Below are 23,860 nucleotides of genomic sequence, written 5' to 3'. Positions count from 1 at the left end.
GGCGGCATATGACGCCGTGCCCCGATCGGAGTGTGTGGCTGGCCGTCAGGAGATGCGGAGGCGATGAGTCGCAGCACCGGGACGGAACTCGGCGTCGTGCGCGACACCCCGGCGGCTCATCCGCCCGAGGCAGGGGGAATGCGGCATCGTCCGCCCGCACCCCGCAGCGGCGGCGCGCGCGTTGAACTGCTCGGCGGCTTCCGACTGGTCACGGATGACGACCCGGCGCGGATCCCCGCGGGATCGGAACGCCTGCTCGCCTTTGTCGCGCTGCGCTACGGCGCGGTGCCGCGGGGCCTTGTCGCGGAGAGCCTCTGGCCGGACGTCTCCGAGTGCCGGGCGTACGCGTCGTTGCGTTCGGCGCTGAGCCGGCTGCGCTGCGCGGGGTGCCGGATGCTCGACGTGGGCCCTGGCGCGTTGGCGCTCGCCGGCGGTGTGGGAGTCGACTTCCGGGAGTTGAAGCCGCTCGCCCATCTGCTCGTCGATTGCTCGGTGACGTCCCCGGGCACGTCCGTGTGCCTGGAGTTGGGGGCCTCGGAGATCGACGCGCTGTCCCAGGACCTGTTGCCCGGCTGGTGCGACGAATGGGCGCTGCGCGAGGCCGAGGAATGGCGGCAACTGCGGATGCACGCGCTCGAAGCGCTCGCCACCCGCTTCATCGGCGCCCAGCACTTCGGCCACGCCGTGTGGGCCGCCGGGGCCGCGGTGCGCGCCGAGCCGCTGCGCGAGACCGCCCGGGCCGTCCTGATCAAGGCGCATCTCGCCGAGGGTAACCAGTCCGAGGCGCTGCGCGAGTTCCAGCGCTACCGGTTCCTGCTCCAGGCCGAACTGGGGTTGCGTCCGACGTCCCGGCTGCTCGGTCTCGTCGCCGATCTGCGGTCGGCCGCGTCGCGGTGTGCCGCCTGTCCGGCGATCTACCGCGAACCGGTCGCCAGCGGGTATGACGCCCCGGTCACGCCGCGGTGACGGCGCAGTGGCCATGATGACGTCAAGGGAGCGGGCACGCGTGCCGGTCGTCCGTTCGGCAGCCGGTACGCCGGGGACGGACGGCCCTCTATGGGGTGACTGGTGAGGGGCGGAGCCGCCGGTCCCGAGCGTCGGCCGTGCCGGCCGCGCGGGCCGTCAAGCGGCGATGCCCCGCGACGCGGCGGACGCCGAGGACGGCGCGCCGACGTCACGAGGGGTGGCCGCCATCGGATGCCGGACACCACGAAGGGGTTGAGATGTCGGAGCGCGAGAACATCCTGCATGTGCGGGTGACCGCCGACGACGCGGAGACGCTGCGGACCCTGCTGCGGGAGGAGCCGCTGGACATCGGCGGACGTCCCCGCGGGACCACGGGGCCCGGGAACGAGATGACCATCGAGGCGTTCGTACCGCGTGGGAAGGCCGATCGGCTGGCGCGCGAGGGCGTTTCGGTGGACGTCCTCAGGGACGCGACCGAGACCGGGCGGGCCCGCCAGGCAGAGGTCGGACGCGGCAACCGGTTCGCCGATCCGCAGGAAGTGCCGTACGGACTGGGCGAGATGCTCAAGGACAAGGGGCCAGGAGGCTGAGATGCCGTATCTCAACACCACCGAGGTCGACTCGGCGTTGCTGAACCTGTCGAGGGCCTACCCGGCGCTCTGCGAGTTGATCGACCTTCCCGAGCCCTCGATCGAGGGCGTCGACTGCCACGCCGTCCGCCTGGGCGCGGGACCCCCCGGCAGTCGGGACTGCGTGATGCTCATCGGGGGTGTGCACGCCCGCGAATGGGGCAGTTGCGAGATCCTCGTCTACTTCGCCGCCGACCTGTTGCGGGCCTATCACACGCACTCCGGGCTGGCCTACGGCGGCAAGTCGTACTCCGCGGCCCAGGTGAAGGCGCTCCTGGACGACCTGGAGATCGTGGCCTTTCCCCTGGTCAACCCGGATGGCCGGAAGTACAGCCAGACCGTCGAACCGATGTGGCGGAAGAACCGCAACCCCGCCTACGGGAACGGCGAGGGTGACTGTGTGGGCGTGGACATCAACCGCAACTACGACTTCCTCTTCGACGCCGCGACGGCCTTCGCACCCACCGCGGGCGTGCGGGTGTCGGCGAATCCGTGCGATCCGCAGCTGTACCACGGGCCCGGTCCGTTCTCCGAGCCGGAGACGCGCAACGTGCGGTGGCTGCTGGACGCCTACCCCCGGACCCGCTGGTTCATCGACGTGCACAGCTTCTCGGAGGACATGCTGTATGTCTGGGGCGACGACCAGGACCAGTCCACCGACCCGTCGATGAACTTCCTCAACCACACCTTCGACGGCGTGCGGGGCGACGCGGGGGACGCCCAGTACCGCGAGTTCATCCCCAAGATCGACTTCGATCACGAGATCGAACTGGCCCGGGACTTCCGGGACGGACTGCAGGGCGTGCGCGGTAGGAAGTACACCGCCAAGTCGGCCTTCGACCTGTATCCGACCTGTGGGACCAGCGACGACTACGCGTTCGGCAGGCACTTCGTCGACCCGGCCAAGGGGAAGGTCCTCGCCTACACCATCGAGTGGGGCACGGAGTTCCAGCCGCCGTGGAACGAGATGGAGAACATCATCAAGGACGTCAGTGCGGGGCTCGTGCAGTTCTGCATCAACGCACCGTCCACCGTGGCGGCCTGAACGCGGGCCCGGTCCGGCCGGATAGCCGGACCGGGCCCGGACAGCGGCCGGCCCTATGCGGGCATCGGTTGCTGGAGGCGGAACGCCCGTTCGGCCAGGGGGTCGCGGGCGGGCAGCACGGCGCCTGCCGGCTCCGTGGCCAGGGTCTCGGTGTCCCGGGCCGTCTCGGGGCGGGCCCCGCCGCTGGGGGGAACGAGGTGCTTGGCGTAGCGCGAGCTGGGGTGGGCGGCGAGTACGCGCACCCGGCCGTCGCCGGAGCCGCGCGGTGCGACCGGGACGACCGCGACCGACAGTCCCTGGTCGTCCTCGACGAACAGGTTGAAGTCGTCGAAGCGGAAGTGGTCGATGTCCACGATCGGCTTGGGGTAGTGGTGGTAGCCGGCCGCCGTCGGGAGCACCCCGGAGTGAATACCGGCGGGTAGCGGTACCGACGCGTTGAATATCGAGTCCGTCCACTCGGACACCTGCTCGGCGGTCTCGATCCGCGTGTTCAGCAGCCGCTCGCCGTCCTGGTAGCCGAGCTCCGCGTAGCCGGGCAGCGTGTCCGGGAACGCGGCGATCACTCGGGCCGCGAGCAGGCGGATCTGGTCCACCTTGGCCGGGTCCGCGCAGAACTGCGCCGACCACTCGATGCCCAGCGGCAGGAACAGGCATATCCAGCCGCCCTGGTCCTTGACCCAGACTCCGCCGCCGTGGTGGTCCTGATACGGCCCGGGGGCGAACGTCCAGTCATCGGTCGTGTCGACGAGCTTCAGCATCAGCGCGCGGCTCTCCTTGTACTGCGGGCTGTCGACGCGCTTGGGGTGGTCCGCGACGGAGATCGTCCATGGGTGGTTCTCGTGCTCGGTGTGCGTGTCTGCCGCGGATTGGTTCCCTGCCGTGGTGTTCATGGTGTTCTCCCTCTGAGGGCCGGAAGCAGGGGGGTCCCGAGGGCCGGAAGAAGCGCCCTGACTCGATCTGGCTCAATCCGACTCGATCTGACGCGTGAGGCATCCGACGCGTGAGGCGGAGAGAAAACGCAAGCGGATCATTCGACCGCTCCGTGCCAACTCCCGGAATGTGGCGACGGTATGAGTCGCCCTCTGTGAGCGATCCTACGCCTGTTCGCCCTGCTGGGACCCGGCAACTTCCCCCAATCCCGGCGGCGATTGCGCTGTCACTGGGGGTAGTTGTCGCCTCGGCGCCGGTGCCCGGGCTGCCGTGTCCGTGAAATCGCCGAGGTGACGGCGGGGTGCGAGGCGATGTCGTGCGTGTGCGGCGCGAGGTGGGGTGGGGGAAATCAAGGGGGCTTTTTCCGTGGCGCATTCGGGACGGGATCGTCCGAAATTCAAGAGCGGTCCGTGCGGTTCGCCCGGAATTCGATGCGCGAGTGGAAGTCAGGGAGAAGGGCGGGAAGCGGGTCGGGAAACGGGGTCGTCCAGTTGGTCCGGGTCGGCGGCGATCGATTCCCAGAACTCCGCGTGGGCCCGTTCGTGGAGCACCCCGAGTCGGAGCAGTCGGGCCCGGGACCGCTGTCGGGAATCCTCGGCGGGAGCGAGGTCGGCGCGCAGTGAGGTGTAGTGCGCGAGCCAGGTGCGGTGCCGTGCGGCCTGGCGGTTGGCGAGCGCGACGATGTCCGACGGGTCGCCGAGGTCGGCGAAGAAGAGCTTGAGCTGTGCCGGGTCGCGGGTTTCCGCCTCGGGGGTGTCCGGGTTGGCCAGCCAGCGTGCCAGTGCGGCGCGGCCGGCGGCGGTGAGATGGAAGATCCGGCGGCGCCGACCGGTGGTCTCGGCCTCCTCCCGCAGCAGGCCGGCCTGGGCCAACTCCGGCGGAATCCGGTAGAGCTGCGCATGCAGGATCGGCCAGAAGGGCTGGATGTCGTCCTCGACGCGGGCCTTGAGCTCGTACGGCGTCATGGCGCCGTGCCGGGCGATCAGACCCAGTACGACGTACCTCGCCGGGCTGTACTCCGCCATGTTCCCCTCGCCTGTTCCGCTCACTTGACACGGTCTCATTGAGACCATACCTTCCATCCCGTTGGGACCATATCAATGAGATGGTTTGTGTCGCGGCGGTCATGGCGGTCATGGCGGTCATGGCGGCCTCGACGGGCGACGGCAGTGGCCGCTGGCCGCCGCAGTGACCGCCGCCATGCCGTGGCACGCCGTAGAACGGGGACAGATACCGCATGCACGCCCATTCCCATGCCCACGACCAGGGCGAAACCCGCTCGTCGCACCTCGCCGCGCATCCCGAACTGGCCGACGTCTTCGCCGCGTTGCCCGAGCGGCCCGACAACCCCTACGTCGATGTCGCGGCGCTCCGGGCCGGCTTCCGGGCGCTCATGGCGCCGTTGATGTCCGCCGACGACGGCCGCGTCGTCATCCGGCGGATGTCCCTGACCGGCCCGGACGGCAACACCATCGACGTCCAGGTGCTCCGCCCGGCCGGCGCGGAGGGCGTACTGCCGGGCGTGCTCTATCTCCACGGGGGTGGCTTCGTCTACGGGGAGTTGGACGGGCCCAGCCCCATGGCGCGTGAGGCGTGCGTCGCGGCCGGCGCGGTCGTGGTCAACGTCCACTACCGGCTGGCCCCCGAACACCGCTATCCGGCCGGTGTCGAGGACTGCTACGCCGTCTTGGAATGGATGGCCGCCCACGCCGGCGAACTCGGCCTGGACGCCGACCGGATCGCCGTCACCGGGGCCTCCGCGGGCGGCGGCCTCAGCGCCGCCGTCTGCCTCATGGCCCGCGACCGCCGAGGCCCCCGCATCATCTGGCAAGGGCTTCTCATCCCCTGCCTGGACGACCGTCTCCACACCGCCTCCGTGCGGCGCGTCACCGACCGCCGGATCATCAACGGCGTCGGCCTGGGGCACACATGGGACACCTACCTCGGCCCCGACCGCGGTCCGGACACCCCCGCCTACGCGGCTCCCGCCCGCGCCACCGACCTCTCGGGCCTGCCGCCCGCCTACGTCCTCACCTGCGGACTCGACCCGCTGCGCGACGAGGGGCGGGACTACGCGCGCCGCCTGACGGAGGCCGATGTGCCCGTCGAGACCAAGGACGTGCCCGGTGCCTGGCACTTCTTCGAGGCGTACGCGCCGCACACAGGGGTGGCCCGCCGCACCACCGCGCACTGGCTGGCAGCCCTGCGCGCCGCCCTGACGTCCGCGCCGTGAGGGTCCGCGCCAGGCATCCGGCCGGCATCGAACGGGCGGAAATGGGCAGGTGCGCATGGTCCCCTCCGGGTTACGGTGGCGCCGTCCCGCGCCTGCTGTGGCCGGCGGGGCGTACGAGGAAAGGATGAGGGAATTGGAACTGCCCGCACTCACGCACTCCGAGCTGTCCGACCGGCTCATCGCGCTCCGCGACGAGCACCGGCGCCTCAAGGGCCGGGGGCTGCGTCTGGCCCTGACCCGCGGTAAGCCTTCCCCCGAGCAACTCACACTTTCTCGGCCCCTGTTGGGGATGCCGGGCGCCGACGGTCACACCGCGCAGGACGGTACCGACTGCCGTAACTACGGCGGTCTGCAGGGCCTGCCCGAACTGCGGGCGACGTTCTCCGGGCCGCTCCAGGTCCCGGCCGAGCAGCTGGTCGCCTTCGGCAACTCCAGCCTGGAGCTGATGTACGAGTGCCTGGTGGACGCCGTGCTGTTCGGCGTGCCCGGCTCGTCCGCGCCCTGGCCCCGGGAGGGGCGGACCGCCGTGCTGTGCCCGGTGCCCGGCTACGACCGGCACTTCGCGATCTGCGAGAAGCTGGGCCTCGACATGATTCCGGTGCCGATGACCGAGACCGGCCCGGACATGGACGAGGTCGAACGCCTCGTCGCCGACGAACGGGTCAAGGCGATCTGGTGCGTGCCGAAGTACAGCAACCCCACGGCCGTCACTTTCTCCGCCGAGACGGTGCGCCGGCTGGCCGCGATGGAGACCGCGGCCCCCGACTTCCGCGTTTTCTGGGACAACGCCTATGCCGTGCACGGCGTGGCGGAGGCGGACGAGTCCCTGCCGGACATCCTCGGCCTGAGCGCGGAGCACGGCCATCCCGACCGGGTGTTCGTCTTCGGCTCGACCTCGAAGATCACCGCGGCCGGCAGCGGCGTCGCCTTCTTCGGGTCCTCGCCTGCCAACGTGTCCTGGCTGCTCGGCCACTTCTCGAAGCGGACGATCGGACCCGACAAGGTCAACCAGCTGCGGCACGCCCGCTTCCTGCCCGACGCGTCGGCCGTGGCGGCCCACATGGAACGCCATGCCGCCCTGCTGCGACCCAAGTTCGAACTGATCGAGACCGTGTTGGAGAAGCGGCTCGGGGGCACGGGTGTCGCCTCCTGGACCCGTCCCCGAGGCGGCTACTTCGTGAGCCTGGACGTGTTGGACGGCTGCGCGGCGCGCGTGGTCGAGCTGGCCGGGGACGCGGGCATCGCGCTGACCCCTGCCGGAGCCACCTTCCCCTACGGCAAGGACCCCCGGGACCGCAATATCCGTCTCGCCCCCAGCTACCCCGACCTCGACGAGCTGCGCGACGCACTGGAGGGCCTGGCCCTGTGCGTCGAACTCGCCGCGGTGGAGCGCCTGTTGGCGGCGTCCGACGGGACGGTCTGAGCGGCGGACCGACGGCCGGCCCGCGCCGGGGCGCCCAGGGTACGCTGCGTGCTCCCCGCCCCACGCTGAGGAACCTCCGCAGGTCCGACCGGTCCGGGTGGCGCCGACCGGGGCCGCGGTCGTAGCCTGCTCCGCAGAGGGGCAGCGACGGCCCCGCGGGGACGTGTATCGGCCCGTGACGACGACCGCACCCTGCGTCGCAGCCGGTGTCCGAGGTGTCCACCCGTGCGAGCGGCTGAGGAGCGGATATGCGAGTTCACAGGGCAACGGCAGCACTCATGGTCTGTGCCGGTGTGGCACTGGCGACGGCCACCGCGCCGGCCTCCGCCTCCGCCGTCTCCGCGCCGTCCAGCGGTCAGCGGGTGGCGGTCGTCGACTGCGCCGGCAAGACACTGGAGCGTCCCGGCAGCTTCATCCTGGCCTGCGGTGACGGCAACAACGTCCTGAAGTCGCTGCGCTGGTCGCACTGGACCTCCCCGTCCGCGGTGGCGGTGGGGATGGACATGGTCAACGACTGCCGCCCTTACTGCGCGGCGGGCCACTTCCACGGCTACCCCGTCCGGGTGCGCTTCGACAACCCGCAACCCCGGTCCGGTCACTCCGGTCAACAGCACTACACGCGGGTGACGTTGACCTACCCGGCCGACCGTCCGGCGAACACGCCGCGCGTGGTCACCACACGGCTCTGGAGCTGACGGCACGTCCGGCGGGTGGGGCGCTGCCACCCCACCCGCCCCCGCCCCTCGTCGTCCGCCGCTCGCCTACTTCAACCAGCCCGCGTCGGCGAGCTGTTCGCTCCCGAGGCCGGTCGGACCGAAGTTGGCGAGCCCCTTGCGCACCGCGAAGATCTGCGGACGCTGGTACAGGGGGAGCGAGTGGCCCAGCCGCCAGACCGCGGCATCGGCCTTGTTGTAGAGGGCGATCTGCCGGGCCGCGTCCGTGGTCCGGGACGCCTCCAGCAGCAGCGCGTCGACCTCGGGGGACGACACCCCGCCGTGGTTCGTGAAGGTGTTGTCGCCCTGAGGCGTGCGGTAGCCGCCGTACGCCTCGGAGCGGAAGACCTGGTCGACCTGGCGGAACTGGCTCAGGTCGTAGTTGCTCCGGTGGATGTACTTGTCGAAGTAGTCGTTGGACGGCACCTTGCGCAGTTCGACCGAGACGCCGATCTCGCCGAGCATCTGCTGGGTGAGCTTGGCCTGGTCCATCGCCAGTCCCGCGGTGTCCGAGGGCAGTACATAGTCCAGGGTCAGCTGCCTGCCGTCCTTGGTGCGCGGCTTGCCGGGCCCGTTGTCCCGCCAGCCGGCGGCATCCAGCAGCTGCTCGGCGCGTGCGGTGTCCCGCTGGCCGAACCCGCCGGAATTGTCCTGGTAGCCCTCCTGGTCGGGCATGAAGAAGTGGTTGCCGAGGACCTTGGGCTGGAACGGCAGGTCCTTGCCGGCCACCTTCGCCAGCGCCGAGCGGTCGACCCCGAGCATCACCGCCTGCCGGACCCGGACGTCCTTGAGCGGGCCGCACCGGCCGTTGAGGCTGAGGGTCACCTGGTCCCAGCGGGCGCCGATCCGGATGTCGGTGCCCTTGTCGCCCTTCAGCCGCTGGTACGACTCGGGGCTGGCGGCGCTGGTGTAGTCGATCTCCTTGTTGAGGTAGGCGTCGACTTGGCCGGAGCCGTCCAGGGCCCAGTGGATGATCCGCTCCAGCTTGGGCTTCCGGCCCCACCAGTTGGGGTCGGGCACGGTCGTGATGGTCTGTGCGGTCCGGTCGTAGGAACCGATCCTGATGGCGTTGGCGGTCACCGGGACAGTTCCGGCCCACGCTTTGGCGAAGCTCTCCGGGGTGGCGTTGAGCGAGGCCGGCAGCAGCGGGTCGAACAGGCGCTTGGCGTCGAGGAGGAACAGGTCCGGCTCGACCAGCTCGGTGATGGAGGAGGCGTCGCCCTGGGTGCCGTCGACCTGGTTGGGGTTGTACTGGCCGATCCACTATTGGATCGCCATCTTGAGGGTGCCGCCCTGCCGGAGGTCCGCCGCCGGGTGCGCATTGAGGTCCCGGGTGCCGACGGCCGGCGCCGAACCGCCCCGCGACGCGTCGGCCGAAGCACCCCCGGACCCACCACAGGCAGTGAGCACCACGGCGGTGGAAAGGGTCACGACGGCCAGCGCCATGGTTCTGCGGGCCCGGTTCATGCTGCTCTTCCTCTCGGTGGACGGGCGCCGCACGACCACGGCGCACAGGCACCGTAAGCCGGTCAAGACCTTTTAAAAGGACCAGGTCAGAGCATTTATCAAGGCTGCAATGAAGGGTTTACGCAACAGCCTGGCGACGGCCGATCGGTGCGATAGCGTCTGGCCGCACCGCCTCCCCGTGAAGGATTCCCACCGGTGATCGCCCACCTCGCCAAACGCCTCGGCCATTACGCTCTGTTGCGCGTTCCTGCTGCTCTCCACCCCCACGTTCCTGCTCGCCGTCCTGCTCAAGGTCGGCGCCATCCGCACCAACCAGGCAGTCGGCCACGAGCGCATCACCTTCACCGGCGAGAAGACCCCGGGCCTGACCGGGAGCCTGCCCACGCTGTTCGGCGACCGCGCGGTGCACCTGCTGCTGCCGACCCTCGCCATCGCGCTCGGCACCGCCGCGGCATACAGCCGCTACCAGCGCGGCACCATGCTCGACGTGCTCGGCTCGGACTTCCTGCGGACCGCCCGCGCCAAGGGCCTGCGCCGCCGCACCGCCGTCCTCAGGCACGGTCTGCGCACCGCCCTCGTACCGATGTCGACGTTCTTCGCCTACGGGTTCCTGGCCCTGTTCACCGGCGCCGCGTTCACCGAGAAGGTCTTCGGCTGGCACGGCATGGGTGCCTGGTTCGTCGACGCGGTCGGCAAGGGCGACATCAACTCCGTCGTCGCCGTCAACGCGTTCGCCGCCGTCATGGTGCTGCTCGCCGGGTTCCTGGCCGACGTCCTGCACGCCGCGCTCGACCCACCCGCGCACTGCTCTGTCGGCGGTACCGCTGCCGGACCCGGTGCGCGAGCGCGGACGCGAACGGATCCTGCTCGCCGGCGACCCGCCGAGCCCCACCCGACCGACCACCGGCTGCGGCTTCCGCGGACGCTGCCCGCGCTACGCGGCGATGTCCCCCACGCACGACGCCGACCGGCGCGGCCGCTGCGAACGGGAGCCCCCGGCGCTGACCGCACCCGGTCCCGGCCGCGCCGCGGCCGCCTGCCACTTCGCCGGACCGCCGTGACCGGCCTGGCCCACAGCCACCCGACCCGGGGCACGTCCGCTCCACAAGAGCCCGGCGCCCCGCACCCACACCCACCACCCGAGGGAACGAGCACCATGCACCACACCACCCCGTACACCGCCACCCGGCGCCCGGCACCGAGACGCCCCCGCGCACCGCGCCGCCGGGCCCTCCTCGCGGCCACCGCCGCGACCGCCCTCACCCTCCTCGTCGCCGGCTGCGGCACGTCCGGATCCGCGGCCCACCGCATCCGGGTCGGCGTGAGCGGCGACTCCACCGAGTGGGACGTGCTGGCCAAGGAGGCGAAGAAGCAGGGCCTCGACGTCGAGGTGGTGCCCTTCGACGACTACTCCCTGCCCAACAAGGCACTGGCCGCCGGCGACATCGAACTCAACGCCTTCCAACACCTGGTGTTCCTGGCCCAGTCCAACACCGAGAACGGCACCGACATCGTGCCGCTGGCCCCCACCACCGTCGTCCCGATGGGCCTGTACTCCAAGAAGGTCAAGAAGCTCGCCGACCTCCCGGACGGCGCACGCATCGCCCACCCCAACGACCCCGCCAACGAAGGCCGGGCCCTGCGGCTGCTGGCCCGGGCCAAGCTGATCGAGCTGAAGAAGGGCACCGGGCTGTACGCCACCGCCGACGACATCGCGGCCAACCCCCACCACCTGCGCCTCACCCCCGTCAACGCCCAGCAGACACCCCGGCTGCTCGCCGACGTGGACGCGGCGGTCATCAACGACGGCGTCGCCTCGCTGTCCGGCATCCGCGCGGAGACCGCACTGTTCAAGGACGATCCGCACAGCCCCGACGTCCGCCCCTACATCAACGTCATCGCGGCCCGCGCCGAGGACCGGAACAACCCGGACTACGCCAAGGTGATCAAGCTCTACGCCGGCAGACCGGTCCAGGACGAGGCCCGGCGGACGTCCAACGGCACCGCCGTCCACCTCGACCTCTCCGCCGCCGAGCTGGCCAAGGAACTGGCCCGCGTCGACAGGCAGCTCAAGGGGGCGTCGTGACCACCTCGCACCAACCCGACACACCCCGACCGCTGATCCAACTCCGCGACCTCAGCAAGGAGTTCGCCGGTGGAACGCGCGCCGTCGACCGGGTGACGCTCGACATCGCACCCGGCGGCGTCTTCGGCATCGTCGGCCACAGCGGCGCCGGCAAGTCCACCCTGCTGCGCCTGATCAACCTGCTGGAGACACCCACCTCCGGCACCGTCACGGTCGACGGGCAGGAACTCACCGCACTCGGCGGCCGCCAACTCCGCGCCGCCCGCCGGGACATCGGAATGATCTTCCAACAGTTCAACCTCTTCCGCTCCCGCACCGTCCTCGGCAACGTCGCCTACCCGCTGCGGCAGGCCGGTACCCCCCGGGCACAGGCCCGCGACCGGGCCCACGAGGCACTGCGCTTCGTCGGACTCGCCGACCAGGCCCGCCGCTACCCCGAACAACTCTCCGGCGGCCAGCGCCAGCGCGTCGGCATCGCCCGCGCACTGGCCACCCAACCCCCCGTCCTCCTCTGCGACGAGGCCACCTCGGCCCTCGACCCGCAGACCACCGGGGAGGTACTCGCCCTGCTGCGGCGGGTCAACGACGAACTGGGCGTGACGATCGTGCTCATCACCCACGAGATGGAGGTGGTGCGGGCGCTCTGCGACCGGATGGCCGTGCTGGACGCCGGACGGATCGTGGAGACGGGTCCGGTGCGTGAGGTCTTCGCCGCGCCGCAACACCCCACCACCCGGGCGTTCGTCCGCAGCGCCGTCCAGGCGTCGCCGCTCCTCGACCTGCTCCCCGCGGCACTGCGCAAGCACGGCGTGGACGAGGCCGTCGCCGCGTCGGTACTGGCGGAGGTGAGCGCATGATCCAGCAGGATTGGAGCCTGCTCTGGCCCAAGATCGCCGAAGCCACCGGCGAAACGCTGTACATGGTGCTGGCCACCCTCGCCCTCTCCGGCCTCCTCGGCCTGGTCGTCGGGCTGGCCCTCTATGCCACCCGCAAGGGCGGGATCCTCCAACAGCGGGCCGTCTTCGTCGTCCTGAGCACCCTGGTCAACGTCGTCCGACCGGTGCCCGCCCTGATCGCGATCGTCGTACTGTCTCCGATGACACGGGAGTTGATCGGCACGGCGGTCGGCACCGACGCGGTGATCTTCCCCATGACGGTGATCGCGACGTTCGGCGTGGCCCGCATCGTGGAGAGCAATCTGCTCGCCGTCGAGCCGGGCGTCATCGAGGCGGCCCGCGCGATGGGCACCGGCCCGGTCCGGATCCTGCTGACGGTACTGGTGCCCGAGGCACTGGGACCGCTGATCCTCGGCATGACGTTCATGCTGGTCGCGCTGATCGACTTCTCGGTGATCGCCGGCACGGTGGGCGGCGGGGGAGTCGGCAACCTCGCCATCACCCACGGCTATCTGCGGTTCGACACCCGGGTGATGGTGGTGACCGTCGTCATCCTCATCGTGCTGGTGCAGGCCGCGCAGTTGCTCGGCAACGTCCTGTCGCGGAAGGTGCTCAGACGCTGACACCCACCGGACGGCGACCGCCGGACGCCCCGGCCCCGGCCGCGACCAGGGGCTCGGATACCCTGACCGCTGCCGTGGGGCCGGGGCGGGCCCGACGGCCGGCCCACAGACCGCAGAGGGAGACATGCGCAACAAGCAGCGACTGGTACGCACGGGACTGGTGGCGCTCCTCACGGCTTGCCTGGGCGCGTGCGGCGGCGGGAACGGCGCCGCGGGTCCGCACGGTGACGGTCGCGGCGCCGGCCAGAGCGGTCAGGACACCCCGCCGCAGCAGAGCGCGGTCTCCGGCCTGCGGGCCGACGTCCGCCACCTCACCCGGCTGACGACCACCGGCGCCCGCCCGCACATGGTCACCACCTGCACACCCGCCACCAGGCAGGTCAAACACACCAAGCGCAGCGGCCGGACCAAGAAGACCTGGTACTCCACCGAGCACTACCAGGACTGCCGGAAGACCGCCAAGGGCACCGAGACCTACCGCCGGGTGATCCGGCCGGAGCGCTGGTGCGTGCAACTCGACGACGTCAACGGCAACCCGCGCAAGGACGGCGTCTGGTACCGCGTCACCTCCGCCACCTACCAGCAGGCACGCGGCGCGGACGCCCGCGCCCGCCTGCAGTTCACGCCGACCGGAAGCGGTTGCTGAACCTCACAGGGCCCGCCCGAAGAGGTCCAGCAGCGCCTGCCAATGCCGTTCCGCCGCTTCGGCGTTGTACACGGCGGTGTCGGTCTGGGTGTACCCGTGGTGGGCACCCTCGTACAGTTCGCTGCGGTACCGCACCCCCGCGGCGTCCAGCGCCTGCTCCAACGCCTTGATGTGCTCGGCCGACATCGACTGGTCCTCGTCGGCGTGGCCGAAGTACAGCTCAGCCGTGATCCGGTCCACCAGCCGGTGCGGGCTGTCCTCGGCGTCGGTGACCAACCGGCCGGCATGGAAGGCGCCGGCGGCCGCGACCCGGTCCGGGTACGCCGCGGCGGTACGGACCGCGAGGACACCGCCCATGCAGTAACCGGCCGTCCCCACGGGACCGTCCGCGACCAGGGGTGAGGCCGCCAGCCAGTCGAGGTAGACGCCGGCGTCCCGCATCGCCATCTCGGGGGTGAGAGCCTGCAGATGGGGACCGAGCTGGGCGAAGAGCTCGGGACGCTCACCAGGGTCGATGAACTCCGGCAGCTCCACCACCGGGGCGCGCCCGGAACGGTGGAACACGTTGGGCACCAGCACCGTGTACCCGTGCCCGGCCAGTCGCCGGGCCATCGCCTCCAACGCCGGACGCAGCCCGAAGGCGTCCATGTAGAGCAGCACACCGGGGTGCGGCGCGCCGTCGTCGGGGTGGGCGAGATAGGCGTCGGCGGTCCCGTCCGGAGTGGTCAGGTCGATCGATTCACCGCGCACGTTGGTCATCTCTCCGTACCTTTCGTCGAGCGTCCGGACGGCACGCGTCGAGCGGCCGCCCACCCGCCGACCGCACCCTGCGGCCGGCGGAACCTCACACGGTAACCCCCTGCCCCGTACACCTTCCGACAGGGACCGGGGCAGGGACCCGGACCGGGAAAGGGCGTTGGGGTGAATCGGGAGTCGGCACGCCTCCTGACAGGCGGTCCTCACGACCTGTCGGGCTTCCGCTCCGCCCCATCAGGCGCCATCCCCGCGTACCGCCGGACGACGGGCTCCAAATGGTCCACGCACGGCCCGCCCAGGTCCGACAGTTCCTCGGGCGCGCGCACCAGGCGAACCCGCTCCAGTTCCGGTTCGCGTCCCTTGGCCCGCTCCGACGCCCCGAGCGCCGCATGGCGTTCGAGCAGCCAGTCCGCCGGCTGACTGGGGGCGCGGAACACCACGCCGACGCTCGCGCGCGCACCGCGGGTGACCAGCCACAGGGCCAGGTCGTCCGGAGCCGCGTCGTTCCCGGTCTCCTCAGCCAGCTCCCGGACGGCATTCCGACGCAGTGCGGCGATGTCGAGGGGCGCGTGGGGAGCGGGCGGCTCGATCGACCCACCGGGCAGCTGCCAACGACCAGGCGCGGCCGTCCACGAGGACTGCCGCCCCACCAGCATCCGCCCGTCGTCCGAGGGCTGCACCACGGTGACGAACAGGGCCGGGAGCCAAGCCGTCACACCCGGGACCCGACGCAGCGCGAAGTGCCGGTAGGTCGTTCGCATCCAGGAGAGGAGCACACCGTCCGGTTCGTCCCGCACCAGCCCCGCGCTCGCCGCCACCGGCCCGTCGAACAGGCTCGGGTTGGCCCGCACCGCCGCGCTCCAGGCGCGGTCCATGACCAGCCGCTCGTCCTCCGACAGCTCCGGCGCGGCCACCTCGACCAGACGCACCCGACGAACCTCCAGGACCTCCACGTCGGAGGACGACGAGCGTGGCGCGGTCATGGCCTCACCTGTGTGCGAGACGGCCGGTAGGCGTCGGCGTACGCCGGACCGGCAGCACCACGGGACCGGAATCGGCGGACCTGCCGGGCCGGGTCCTCCTCCCAGAGCGCGACCGGACCCCCGTTCAGCGCCGGTGCCGTGAGATGACTGGTGGGATCGGTGATCCGGACGGCCTCGACACGTTCGGTCGTGCGGTGGATCGTGGGCAGCAGCATGCTCCCAGGATCGCTCACCGCACCGCCACGACGACCCTCTTGCGGGCCGCGGCGTGGCGCCGGAACGCCCGGAGCCGGGGTGATGGGACGGGGCAAGTGCGCTCGACGGAGTCGCTCGCGCGTCGTGTGCCCGACTGCCCCACCCACTCCCGTCTGTTTCCGTTTGGCGCCTGACGAGGTGTCATGTGAGGGCGGATGCCAGCTGCTCGCGACGGCCCAATCGCAGCCCGTACCCATCCCTCACGGATCACCAACTACGCGGATGCGTAAGGAAATTGGCGGGGGATGGGGAGGGGGAGAGGAGGGGGTGCTGTGCGAAGCGTGGGGAACTCGCCCCAGGCGACGGTGCCTTGCTTCTTGCTTCTTGCTTCTTGTCTCTTGGTTTGTGGCTCTTGTTCTTGGCGCTCGGCGTTTGGTGTGCGGGCCCGCCGGTGGTTTGTCCACTCGGCGGGCCCGCACCCACACCGTTTCCGGAGGTGTCAGGCCGCCGCGTAGGTGCCCCGGCCCGGGCGCGTGACCAGGTCCGTCTTCTTCACGGCCCGGTCGAGGGTGTTGCGCACCGACTCGATCTGGCCCGGGGTGGATTCCCGGCCCAGTGCCTCGTTGATGTCCCGCGGACGCATCGGTGCGCCGTAGTTCTTCAACACATCGAGCGCGGCGTCCAACAGGCTGCCGGATTCCTTTTCCTGGGCGACCGGCTGCTTCTCGGCCACGGTCCGCTTCGCGGCCGCCTTCTTCGCCTTGGGCTTCGCGGCCGCAGGCTTCTTGGCCGCCGCCTTCTTCGCCGGACGGCGCTTGGTGCGCGGCGACGTCGCAGTCCGCGGCTGCGGAACGACGGACGCCTCCACCGCAGGCTCCGCCTCCGGCTCTGCCGCGACCGGTGCCGCCGCGACGGCGTCCGCAGCCTGGTTGTCGCCGGCCGCCTCCTGCACCGCGGTGCCGGCCGCATCGGCCGGCACCGCGGCGGCGACCGAACCGGCCGCCACGGGCTGCCTGTCGGCGAGTTCCGCGCCGGTCAGCACACGGAGGTGCTCCAGGGCGCTGCGGGCGGAAGTCGCCCGCTGGACCACGTCGTCGAGTTGGTTGCGCAGGTGCCGCTCCTGCTCTTCGAGCGTCGGCAGCACGCCTTCGAGATTCTGGATCGTCTGATGGAGAACTGAGTCAGTCATGTCTTTCCTAACCTCACGGGGGAATGAGATTCCAGTCACCATACGCCCAACGACCGTGAGGCGGGAGAGGGGACGGCCTTGGAACCACGAACTGACGCATCCGCGACCTGCGGTCCACGGCCGATTCCTGACTGTGGGACGTGCTTCGGGCATAGGACTGTGCACTGTCTGAAAACGCTCGGGCCAGGGCAGATGCCGGCGGGGACGGGTTGCCGGCCGGTGCCTTGGTGTGCGGCGCGGTCAACGTGCCGCCGACGCACGGCTCAGGCGCCAGGCGCCAGGCGGCCCCCGCACCACAGGCGCTCAGGCGTGCGACGCGTACGTCTACGGTGTTCGGGGGCGCCGCCGGCTCAGTCGCCCGCGCGCCGAGCCAAGCGCAGTGCGTTGTCCTGCACCCGTCGCAACAGCCCCTGCAACTGGTCGCGTTCGGTCGCGTTGAAGCCCGCGTACAGGGCTTCCTCCGTGCGTTCCTACACGGCCCACAGGGCGGCGATGGCTTGCTTGCCCTCCGCGGTGATGATGAGGTCGGCTGCGTCGTCCGCGGCGACGGCCACATGGCCGCGGCTGATGCCGGTGGCCACTCCGACGTTCAGGGACTCCACGGCGCCGGCCATCGGAATCTGTACGACCAGGTCGGCCAGTGCCTGGACGGTGTCACTGACGCCCTCGGTCTCGTTGCCGACAAGGTCGGTCGTCCCGTCGGTGAGGACGACGTCCTGTACACCGAGGGCGCGTGCGGTCCGCACGATGGTGTCCAGGTTCCCCGGGCCGGCGACCCATTCGCACACCACGGCGAAGTCCCCGTAGGGATCGGTTTGCCGCAGCGGTGTCGGCAGGTGGGCGACCGCCAGCCAGTCGACCGGCCTCGCCCCACCGGTGATCTTGCGCAGCAAGCCCTCGCGCACGGTGTGGACCGGCACCCGCGCATCGCGCAGTTCCTCATCCAGGGACGGGTCGTCGCCGGCGGCGTCCACCGAGGTCAGTACGTACGCCAGGCGTGCGCCGGCGGCCTGCGCCTGGCGGATCAGGCTCGGCCCTTCGACCAGACAGAGGCCGGCGGCGTCCCGACCGGCCCGGGTGGCCGGCGAACGGGCCGTGGCGATCCGCGGGTCCTTGATCGCGTCGATGGGCGTCATGACCGGTCAGGGTAGTGCGACGACCGCGCCGGGGCGCTGGATTTGCCGGCCGGTGATCGTCGAGTACGGCGGTCAGGCGCCGGCGATCAGGCGTCGGCGCCCGACCGGCCGGCGATCAGGTCCGCCAACTGCCGTGCGGGAACAGTGGGGTTGACGGGGTGGACGAGCTCGACGCGGTGGACCAGGCGGGGTTCGGAAACAGGGACGGCCGCGATACCGGGGAGGGGCGCGGCAACCGACAGGGGGAGGGCGGCCAGGCCGTGGCCGGCGGCGGCCAGCGCGGCCAGCCCGTGCAGGTCGGTTCCGCGATGGCGGATCCACGGTCGGAACCCGTCGGTGCGGCAGACGGTTCGCAGCCGGTCGAGGGGGACGGCGGTGTCGGGGGCGTCGATCCACTGTGCCTGGGCCAGGTCGGTCAGCCGCACCGCGCGGCACCCCGCCAGCGGATGGCCGTGCGGGAACAGCACCGCCAGGGTCTCCTCGGCCGCCGCGAGGGTGGTGGTGGGACCGAGGTCCGGCATCGGGAGCGGATCGCTGGGCGCGGCGGCACCGTCGACGAAACCGAGGTCGGCGCGCCCGCCGACCACGTCGGACAGCACCGCCTCCCGCCCCAGGACCCGCACTTCCACGTCCAGCGCCTGGACGGTGGCGCGCAGTTCGGCGAGAGCCCGGGCCACGGTGGGCCCGAGGGCGGCCGGCGAGGAGGCGAGCGTGAGGTGGCTGGGGCGGGCCTGATGCAGGCGGGCGATGTCCGCGCGGGCGGCGTCCAGGCGCAGCAACAGGGCCGGGGCGTGTTCCAGCAACCGCGCTCCGGCGGGAGTGGGAGCCACCGGACGGCGCTCGACCAGGCGGCTGCCCAGGTCGGCTTCCAGGGCGGCGATGTGCTGGGAGACCGCGGACTGGGTGTAGCCGAGCGACGCCGCGGCACCGGAGAAGGAACGGTGGTCGAGGACCGCGACGAAGGTGCGCAGCAGATGCGGATCCATGCGCCGCAGTATCGCACGCGCATCAGCAATGCTTATCCATAATGCACGAATCATCGTTGGACCTGATCCTGGGGCGCGCAGCAGGATGACTGCCATGAACGACACCACGTCTCCGGCGTACTCCGCGCGGCCCGCCCGTTCCCCGCATGCCGGCCCCACCGCACCCCTCGCCCGTATCGCCCTGATCGGCGACCGTTCCGAAGCCGTCCGTTCGCACGCCCGCATCCCCACCCTCCTCGACGCCCTGCGGGTGCGGGACGGACTCGACCTGGACGCCTACTGGATACCCACCGACGAAGCGGACGAGGACCTCGCCGGATTCGACGCTGTCTGGGTGCTGCCCGGCAGCCCCTACCGCAGCGAGGCCGGCGTCCTGTCCGCGATCCGCTCCGCCCGCGAGTCCGGCATCCCCTTCCTGGGCACCTGCGGCGGCTTCCAGCACGCGCTGCTGGAGTTCGCCCGCAACGTCTGCGGGCTGGCCCACGCCGGTCACGCCGAGAACACCCCGGGTCTCGCCGACGAGGACGCATTGCTCGTCCCGCTGGCCTGCTCACTGGTCGGCCACGAGGGAACCGTCGACGTCGCCCCCGGCTCCCGCGCGGCGAGCCTGCTCGGCGCCGAGCGCACCCGGGCCCGCTACCACTGCAACTACGCCCCCAACCCCCGGCACCTGGACGTGCTGCGCGCACACGGTCTGGCCTTCACCGGTACCGACCCCGCCGGCGAGGTCCGCCTCGCCGAACTGCCCGGCCACCCCTTCTTCCTGGCCACCCTCTTCCAGCCGGAACTGGACGGCGACGGCACCCGTGCCCACCCCCTGATCACCGGCCTGGCCACCGCCGCCGTCGACCACGCCCGAACCCGATGAACCCGGCCCGCATCCGCGCCTGGTCGAGCGCCCTGCTGCACGCCTGGCTGCGCGCATGCACCGTGCCTGATGCCCACGCCGCCAGCCCGCTGGCCACCGCCCCGGATGCCGCGCTCGCCGCCCTACGCGTCCACGCATGCGCCGGCACGCGCGTGGACGCCTCCGTTGATACACGCGGCGATACGCACAGCGTTTCGCGCGGCGATATAGACGGTGTTTGGCGCGGCGATACACACGGCGCTTCGCGCGGCGATCCAGAAGGTGATACACACCTTGACGGTGCCCGTCGGCCCCTGCCGGGCCTCTACCGCGGGGGGTGGTGCAGGCGATAGGACCCGGCCAGATCCCGCACCTCCACCGAGGAGATCACCTCTCGCGCGGTGCCCCCGGGAAGGCCGGGAAGGCCGGGAAGGCCGGGTACACCGGGCAGATGCTTGCCGAGCAGGGCCAGTACGTCCTCCGACAGCCGGCTCTTCAGCTCGTCGGAGCGCCCCGGCAGCAGTCCCACTGCCACATGGACGAAGGCCACCTGCCCCTCCTCCTGGTCGCCCACGTAGGTGTCCGAGGCCGGCCGGAAGAAGGTCTTGCACACGCCTGCCGAGCCGCTGACGTCGAGCACCATGGGGTGCAGCTCGCGCACGAAGGCATGCCGGTCGAAGACACCGGCCAGCTCTGCGGAGTAGTCGACGGTGATGTGGGGCATGAGGGACCTCTCGCGTGCGTTTGCTCTATGCAGCTAGTTTCCGGCATGCACCGGACAGGACGGCGCGGGCCCCGGTCGTCACCCGCGCCGGGCGGGCTGCTACACGGGCGGTGTTCCCGACTTCTGGCCCGCGGTCCGGCGCCGCGGCACGCTGGCACGGATCCGGGGCGTGGCGCGGTCCGGCTGGAAGGCCCCTGCCGGCGAGGGACATGGAGAGGGACATGGGGACGTCGTCCGAGCTGCGGCCCGGCAAATATCCGACAGCCGATCCGTCGTCCGGGCCATCGCATGAGTAGGGTGCATCCATGCAGACCAGCGGGGAGGAACAGCGCGGCCACGTGCTGTTGATCGCGGGGGCCAGGGCCACGCACCGACGCACCGTCCAGGTGATACCCAGCGCCAATTTGGCCGCGCTGACCGCCGTTCCCGTGTCCGCGCTGCTCGGCAGCACCCTGCCGGCCGACCTCGTCCACCTCGACGGCGCGCGTGACCAGAACACCATGCTCATCAGGTTGCGCACGGCCGCCGCGGCCTCCGGCCCCCTGCTCGTCTATCTCGCCGGCCAGTTGACCGTGGACCGCAAGCACCACCGGCTCCACCTCGCCTCCGCCGGTTCGACCGCCGCCACCACGCGCTACACGGCGCTGCCCTGGGAATGGGTGAGGAACGAGCTGCGCCAGCGGAGCGGCCCCACGACCGTGCTGGTCGACATGGCCGCCGACAAGGGTGCCTGGGCCGTTCTCCACGAAGTCGGCGGCCTGCCGGAAGTGAACGCCGAGGTGTACGGGGTCATCACACCGCCCGGCCTCTCCGGTACGGCCGACGGCATCAGCGTCTACACCCAGCATCTGATCGATGTGCTGCGCACCCAGCCCGACCGGCCGGCGGACGCCCGGCTGCACGCGCTGGCCGTGGCCGCCGCGGCCATACCGCCCGGCACCCTCGTTCTGCCGAACACGCCACAACTCGCGCCCTCTTATCCGCACCACACCGCAGAAACCCAGCCAAAAGCACCGATCAAGCGTCTGCTGTCCGGTGACCGCGCCTTCCTGCCCGCGCTCCGCCGCCGAGAGCCCGAGCCGTCGCCCGGCCAGGTCGGCCCGGAGCCCTTCCCGCCGTTCCCGCCGGCCGTGACGTACGGGGCGCCCCCGTACGTCGGCGACCATCCTCAACCTCACGCGCAACAGCCCGCAGCGCCGGGCCCGTTCCCCGTGCAGGCGTCGCAGCCGGCCCCGCTCCCCGGTCCTGGTGCACCCGCCACTCCGGACCAGGGGCAGATGTCTCCAGAGCCCGCAGTGTCTCCAGAGCCCCCGGTGTCTCCAGAGCCCCCGGTGTCTCCCGCTTCTCTCGCGTCTCCTGCGCCTCCTGCAGATCCTGTGCTTCCTGCGGCTCCGATGCCTCCTGCGCCTCCGGCATCCGCGGTGGCACCGGCGCCGCAGATGTTCCCGCAGTACCAGCCCATCCCTGAAGCGCACCAGGTCCCTGGGGAACAGCCGACCTCATTGCTGCAACCCGCACTTCCGCACCAGCCGGCTCCCACGCCGCCGGCGTCGACGCTGGCTCCCGTGCCGGCTCCGGCTCCGGAACAGGCCCCGGCCCGGGACGCGGACCGGGACCCTGCCTCGGCCTCGGCCTCAATCCCCACCCTCACTCCTCCGTCCATTCCCGCTCCCGCTCCCACTTCCATTCCCGCTCCCACCTCACCCCCGGCCCCTGCCGCCCCGCAGGCGCCCGCCCCTTCCGTCCCGGCTGCCAACGAGCCGGACCCCAAGCCGCTCATCTGGCAGGCGGCGCAGGCCGGTCGACACGACCAGGCCGCGGAGATGGCGGCGTCATGGGAGCAGCAGGCATTGCAGCGCTATGGGTATGACTCGCCGCAAGCCACGCAATGGGCTGAAATCCGGGCCGATCTCGCCCGAATCGCAGGCCGTTGGCCACTCGCCACACAGCTATGGGTGGCCGCTGCGCGTACCCGGCTGGCCCACCAGTCGCCGGACTCCGCCGAAGTTCTCAACGCGGCCCGCGGGGCGCACTATTGCTGGAACCAGATCACCGAGACCGGCCAGGCGATCGAGAACGGTCCCGAGCTGATCAACCTGCTGCGTCAGCTGCCCGCGCTCGATCCCCGCCATGTGTCCACGGCGCAGAGCCGTCTCCAGTATCTGCACCAGCAACCGACCGGGCGCGACTGACCCGCCCCGCCGACATCCGAAGTGCCCCTTGCCGCAAGGGCTTCCCACGCATGTCCGCATACAATGTCCGACCGCCGGTGCTGGTGCCGGTGCCGCTGTCTGCTGAGCGCTTCGCGCTGTTCCGTGGTGAGCCGATCACGATTGCCGGTTACGGAGTAGGCGCCGGATTCGAGGGTCCGCAACGTGACGGGGTCGCCGATTTCCGGGTAACTCCCCGCATTGCGCAGGGAGTCGGCGACCCGGTCCGGATCCCATTCCAAGGCGGCGGCGAGTTGTTCGACAGTGAGCGGCTCGCCGGCATGCACGAGTGCCGCGAGCACGGTGATTAGGTCGCTGACGCTGCCGTGCGGCGCCGAGGCATGGGGCATGGGCGGTGCGATCTTCGGCTCGTGGTCCTACGCAGCCGGGGAGCAGGCCGGATCAGACCTTGGTGAAGCACATCGTGTAGTCGGCCATGCGCCGGCCGGTCACGCTGATGCTGTAGTCGTAGGACGCGCGGTCGCACTGCTTGTCGGCGCCGATGAGCCGTTCGCCCATCTTGTACTGCGCGCTGGGGGACGTGCAGTCGACGATCGTCGGCAGCGGTTCGCCGTTCGGATGGTCGACCTTGACGCAGTCGCCGACGTGCGGATCGTGTGTCTTGGCCTCCGCGTTCCGCTCGGTCCGCGCGGCCTCCTTCTTGGCCTTGCCGCCGTTGGGGTTGGTGTTGTAGTCCCAGACGTACCAGGCGCCGCCGCCGAAGATCGCCAGGATGATCACGGCGCTGATCAGGCCGCGCAGCGGACTCCGCTGGGGCTGCCGTGGCTGCCCGGGCGCGGGCTGCTGGTGGGGTGGACCGTAGGGCTGCTGGGGAGCCCCGGCGTAGGGCTGCTGGGGCGGACCGCCGTAGGGCTGTTGCGGTTGTCCGTACGGCTGCTGCGGGGGCCCGGCATACGGCTGTTGAGGCTGCCCGTACGGCTGCTGCGGAGGGTGGTTCTGATACGGCGGCGGTGCGGACATGGTGCGAATCCCCCGGGAACGACGGTAGAAGCGGAGGTCAGCGGCTGCTGACCGGTGAAGCAGGCTACCTGTTGGGCGGCCCTTCCTCGGCCCGCACCCCGCTCCTGCCTCTTCTCGTCCCTCTCCTCGTCCCTCCTTTCCTCCCGCTTTCCTGTCGCTCCTCTCTTCCGCTTCCCTTGTTGCTTCCCCTTCTCCT

The 23,860-nt window shown here is 71.1% G+C and carries 25 protein-coding genes and 1 pseudogene; 14 read left to right on the top strand and 12 right to left on the bottom strand.

Annotated elements, in window-relative coordinates:
- Window positions 1-63: 63 nt before the first annotated feature.
- From SNOUR_RS03640 to SNOUR_RS03630, 3 genes are all read left to right on the top strand, one after another.
- Window positions 64-966, top strand: coding sequence for an AfsR/SARP family transcriptional regulator (locus tag SNOUR_RS03640; protein WP_312631815.1), 903 nt, complete (start codon window positions 64-66; stop codon window positions 964-966).
- A 257-nt stretch (window positions 967-1,223) separates the two neighbouring features.
- Entirely contained in the window at window positions 1,224-1,556 is a 333-nt protein-coding gene (locus SNOUR_RS03635; protein WP_039629430.1) for a hypothetical protein, read from the top strand.
- Between the two features lies 1 nt (window position 1,557).
- Window positions 1,558-2,640 carry a M14 family metallopeptidase gene (locus SNOUR_RS03630; RefSeq protein ID WP_067343809.1) on the top strand — a complete coding sequence of 361 codons (1,083 nt, stop codon included), beginning with the start codon at window positions 1,558-1,560 and terminating at the stop codon, window positions 2,638-2,640.
- Between the two features lie 53 nt (window positions 2,641-2,693).
- Here the strand turns inward: SNOUR_RS03630 and SNOUR_RS03625 are convergent, their stop codons facing one another.
- Both SNOUR_RS03625 and SNOUR_RS03620 read right to left on the bottom strand, forming a co-directional pair.
- Window positions 2,694-3,530 (bottom strand): DUF6424 family protein, encoded by an 837-nt coding sequence (locus SNOUR_RS03625; RefSeq protein WP_067343807.1) that lies wholly within the window; start codon window positions 3,528-3,530, stop codon window positions 2,694-2,696.
- 486 nt (window positions 3,531-4,016) lie between these two features.
- Window positions 4,017-4,595, bottom strand: coding sequence for a PadR family transcriptional regulator (locus SNOUR_RS03620; RefSeq protein ID WP_067343805.1), 579 nt, complete (start codon window positions 4,593-4,595; stop codon window positions 4,017-4,019).
- 212 nt (window positions 4,596-4,807) lie between these two features.
- On the opposite strand from SNOUR_RS03620, the gene SNOUR_RS03615 reads away from it, so the two are divergent.
- The 3 genes from SNOUR_RS03615 (at window position 4,808) to SNOUR_RS03605 (ending at window position 7,921) form a co-directional block, all read left to right on the top strand.
- Window positions 4,808-5,803, top strand: coding sequence for an alpha/beta hydrolase (locus tag SNOUR_RS03615; protein WP_067343803.1), 996 nt, complete (start codon window positions 4,808-4,810; stop codon window positions 5,801-5,803).
- A gap of 133 nt (window positions 5,804-5,936) precedes the next feature.
- Entirely contained in the window at window positions 5,937-7,226 is a 1,290-nt protein-coding gene (locus tag SNOUR_RS03610) for an aspartate aminotransferase type Ic (protein ID WP_312635812.1), read from the top strand.
- A 293-nt stretch (window positions 7,227-7,519) separates the two neighbouring features.
- Complete coding sequence (locus SNOUR_RS03605; RefSeq protein WP_312631808.1) at window positions 7,520-7,921, top strand: hypothetical protein; 402 nt, start codon at window positions 7,520-7,522, stop codon at window positions 7,919-7,921.
- A gap of 66 nt (window positions 7,922-7,987) precedes the next feature.
- On the opposite strand, the gene SNOUR_RS03600 is transcribed toward SNOUR_RS03605, so the two are convergent.
- Window positions 7,988-9,082, bottom strand: a complete 1,095-nt coding sequence (locus tag SNOUR_RS03600) for an ABC transporter substrate-binding protein (protein ID WP_312635810.1) — start codon at window positions 9,080-9,082, stop codon at window positions 7,988-7,990.
- Between the two features lie 120 nt (window positions 9,083-9,202).
- Window positions 9,203-9,406 (bottom strand): hypothetical protein, encoded by a 204-nt coding sequence (locus SNOUR_RS47940; RefSeq protein ID WP_312631806.1) that lies wholly within the window; start codon window positions 9,404-9,406, stop codon window positions 9,203-9,205.
- Window positions 9,407-9,647: 241 nt separating this feature from the next.
- Between SNOUR_RS47940 and SNOUR_RS03595 the strand changes: the two are divergent.
- The 5 genes and pseudogenes from SNOUR_RS03595 to SNOUR_RS03575 form a co-directional block, all read left to right on the top strand.
- A pseudogene (locus SNOUR_RS03595) lies at window positions 9,648-10,202 on the top strand (ABC transporter permease); the annotation flags it as partial.
- A gap of 360 nt (window positions 10,203-10,562) precedes the next feature.
- Window positions 10,563-11,492, top strand: coding sequence for a MetQ/NlpA family ABC transporter substrate-binding protein (locus SNOUR_RS03590; protein ID WP_079143339.1), 930 nt, complete (start codon window positions 10,563-10,565; stop codon window positions 11,490-11,492).
- Complete coding sequence (locus SNOUR_RS03585; protein WP_067343798.1) at window positions 11,489-12,349, top strand: methionine ABC transporter ATP-binding protein; 861 nt, start codon at window positions 11,489-11,491, stop codon at window positions 12,347-12,349. The genes SNOUR_RS03590 and SNOUR_RS03585 overlap by 4 nt, the downstream gene beginning before the upstream one ends.
- Window positions 12,346-13,011, top strand: a complete 666-nt coding sequence (locus tag SNOUR_RS03580) for a methionine ABC transporter permease (protein ID WP_067343797.1) — start codon at window positions 12,346-12,348, stop codon at window positions 13,009-13,011. The genes SNOUR_RS03585 and SNOUR_RS03580 overlap by 4 nt, the downstream gene beginning before the upstream one ends.
- Before the next feature lie 124 nt (window positions 13,012-13,135).
- Window positions 13,136-13,657 (top strand): hypothetical protein, encoded by a 522-nt coding sequence (locus SNOUR_RS03575; protein ID WP_067343795.1) that lies wholly within the window; start codon window positions 13,136-13,138, stop codon window positions 13,655-13,657.
- Between the two features lie 3 nt (window positions 13,658-13,660).
- On the opposite strand, the gene SNOUR_RS03570 is transcribed toward SNOUR_RS03575, so the two are convergent.
- The 6 genes from SNOUR_RS03570 to SNOUR_RS03545 all read right to left on the bottom strand — a co-directional run bounded on the left by SNOUR_RS03570 (window position 13,661) and on the right by SNOUR_RS03545 (window position 18,902).
- Complete coding sequence (locus SNOUR_RS03570; RefSeq protein ID WP_067343793.1) at window positions 13,661-14,416, bottom strand: dienelactone hydrolase family protein; 756 nt, start codon at window positions 14,414-14,416, stop codon at window positions 13,661-13,663.
- Window positions 14,417-14,616: 200 nt separating this feature from the next.
- On the bottom strand, window positions 14,617-15,396 hold the full coding sequence (locus SNOUR_RS03565) for an NUDIX hydrolase (RefSeq protein WP_067343792.1): 780 nt from the start codon (window positions 15,394-15,396) through the stop codon (window positions 14,617-14,619).
- Window positions 15,393-15,611, bottom strand: a complete 219-nt coding sequence (locus SNOUR_RS03560) for a hypothetical protein (protein WP_067343790.1) — start codon at window positions 15,609-15,611, stop codon at window positions 15,393-15,395. Before SNOUR_RS03560 ends, SNOUR_RS03565 begins: the two co-directional genes overlap by 4 nt.
- A gap of 479 nt (window positions 15,612-16,090) precedes the next feature.
- Window positions 16,091-16,780 carry a Rok-like winged helix domain-containing protein gene (locus SNOUR_RS03555; RefSeq protein WP_067343789.1) on the bottom strand — a complete coding sequence of 230 codons (690 nt, stop codon included), beginning with the start codon at window positions 16,778-16,780 and terminating at the stop codon, window positions 16,091-16,093.
- A gap of 470 nt (window positions 16,781-17,250) precedes the next feature.
- Window positions 17,251-17,916 (bottom strand): TrmH family RNA methyltransferase, encoded by a 666-nt coding sequence (locus SNOUR_RS03550; protein ID WP_067343787.1) that lies wholly within the window; start codon window positions 17,914-17,916, stop codon window positions 17,251-17,253.
- Window positions 17,917-18,002: 86 nt separating this feature from the next.
- Window positions 18,003-18,902, bottom strand: a complete 900-nt coding sequence (locus SNOUR_RS03545) for a LysR family transcriptional regulator (RefSeq protein WP_067343785.1) — start codon at window positions 18,900-18,902, stop codon at window positions 18,003-18,005.
- Between the two features lie 94 nt (window positions 18,903-18,996).
- Between SNOUR_RS03545 and SNOUR_RS03540 the strand changes: the two genes are divergently transcribed.
- Window positions 18,997-19,770, top strand: a complete 774-nt coding sequence (locus SNOUR_RS03540; protein WP_079142152.1) for a CTP synthase C-terminal region-related (seleno)protein — start codon at window positions 18,997-18,999, stop codon at window positions 19,768-19,770.
- 304 nt (window positions 19,771-20,074) lie between these two features.
- Here SNOUR_RS03540 and SNOUR_RS03535 read toward each other — a convergent pair whose 3' ends face one another.
- Entirely contained in the window at window positions 20,075-20,473 is a 399-nt protein-coding gene (locus SNOUR_RS03535) for a 5-carboxymethyl-2-hydroxymuconate Delta-isomerase (protein WP_067343784.1), read from the bottom strand.
- A 305-nt stretch (window positions 20,474-20,778) separates the two neighbouring features.
- Between SNOUR_RS03535 and SNOUR_RS03530 the strand changes: the two genes are divergently transcribed.
- Both SNOUR_RS03530 and SNOUR_RS03525 read left to right on the top strand, forming a co-directional pair.
- The gene (locus SNOUR_RS03530; protein ID WP_067343782.1) at window positions 20,779-22,665 is read left to right on the top strand and encodes a hypothetical protein; all 1,887 of its coding nucleotides are present in this window, start codon (window positions 20,779-20,781) and stop codon (window positions 22,663-22,665) included.
- 50 nt (window positions 22,666-22,715) lie between these two features.
- A complete protein-coding gene (locus tag SNOUR_RS03525) occupies window positions 22,716-22,994 on the top strand; it encodes a hypothetical protein (protein ID WP_159425788.1) in 279 nt (92 codons plus the stop codon).
- A 91-nt stretch (window positions 22,995-23,085) separates the two neighbouring features.
- Here the strand turns inward: SNOUR_RS03525 and SNOUR_RS03520 are convergent, their stop codons facing one another.
- The gene (locus SNOUR_RS03520) at window positions 23,086-23,664 is read right to left on the bottom strand and encodes an LppU/SCO3897 family protein (protein WP_067343778.1); all 579 of its coding nucleotides are present in this window, start codon (window positions 23,662-23,664) and stop codon (window positions 23,086-23,088) included.
- Between the last annotated feature and the right edge of the window lie 196 nt (window positions 23,665-23,860).

The sequence above is a fragment of the Streptomyces noursei ATCC 11455 genome (assembly GCF_001704275.1).
GTDB lineage: Bacteria > Actinomycetota > Actinomycetes > Streptomycetales > Streptomycetaceae > Streptomyces > Streptomyces noursei.
This window is presented reverse-complemented; position numbering and strand designations above follow the sequence as displayed.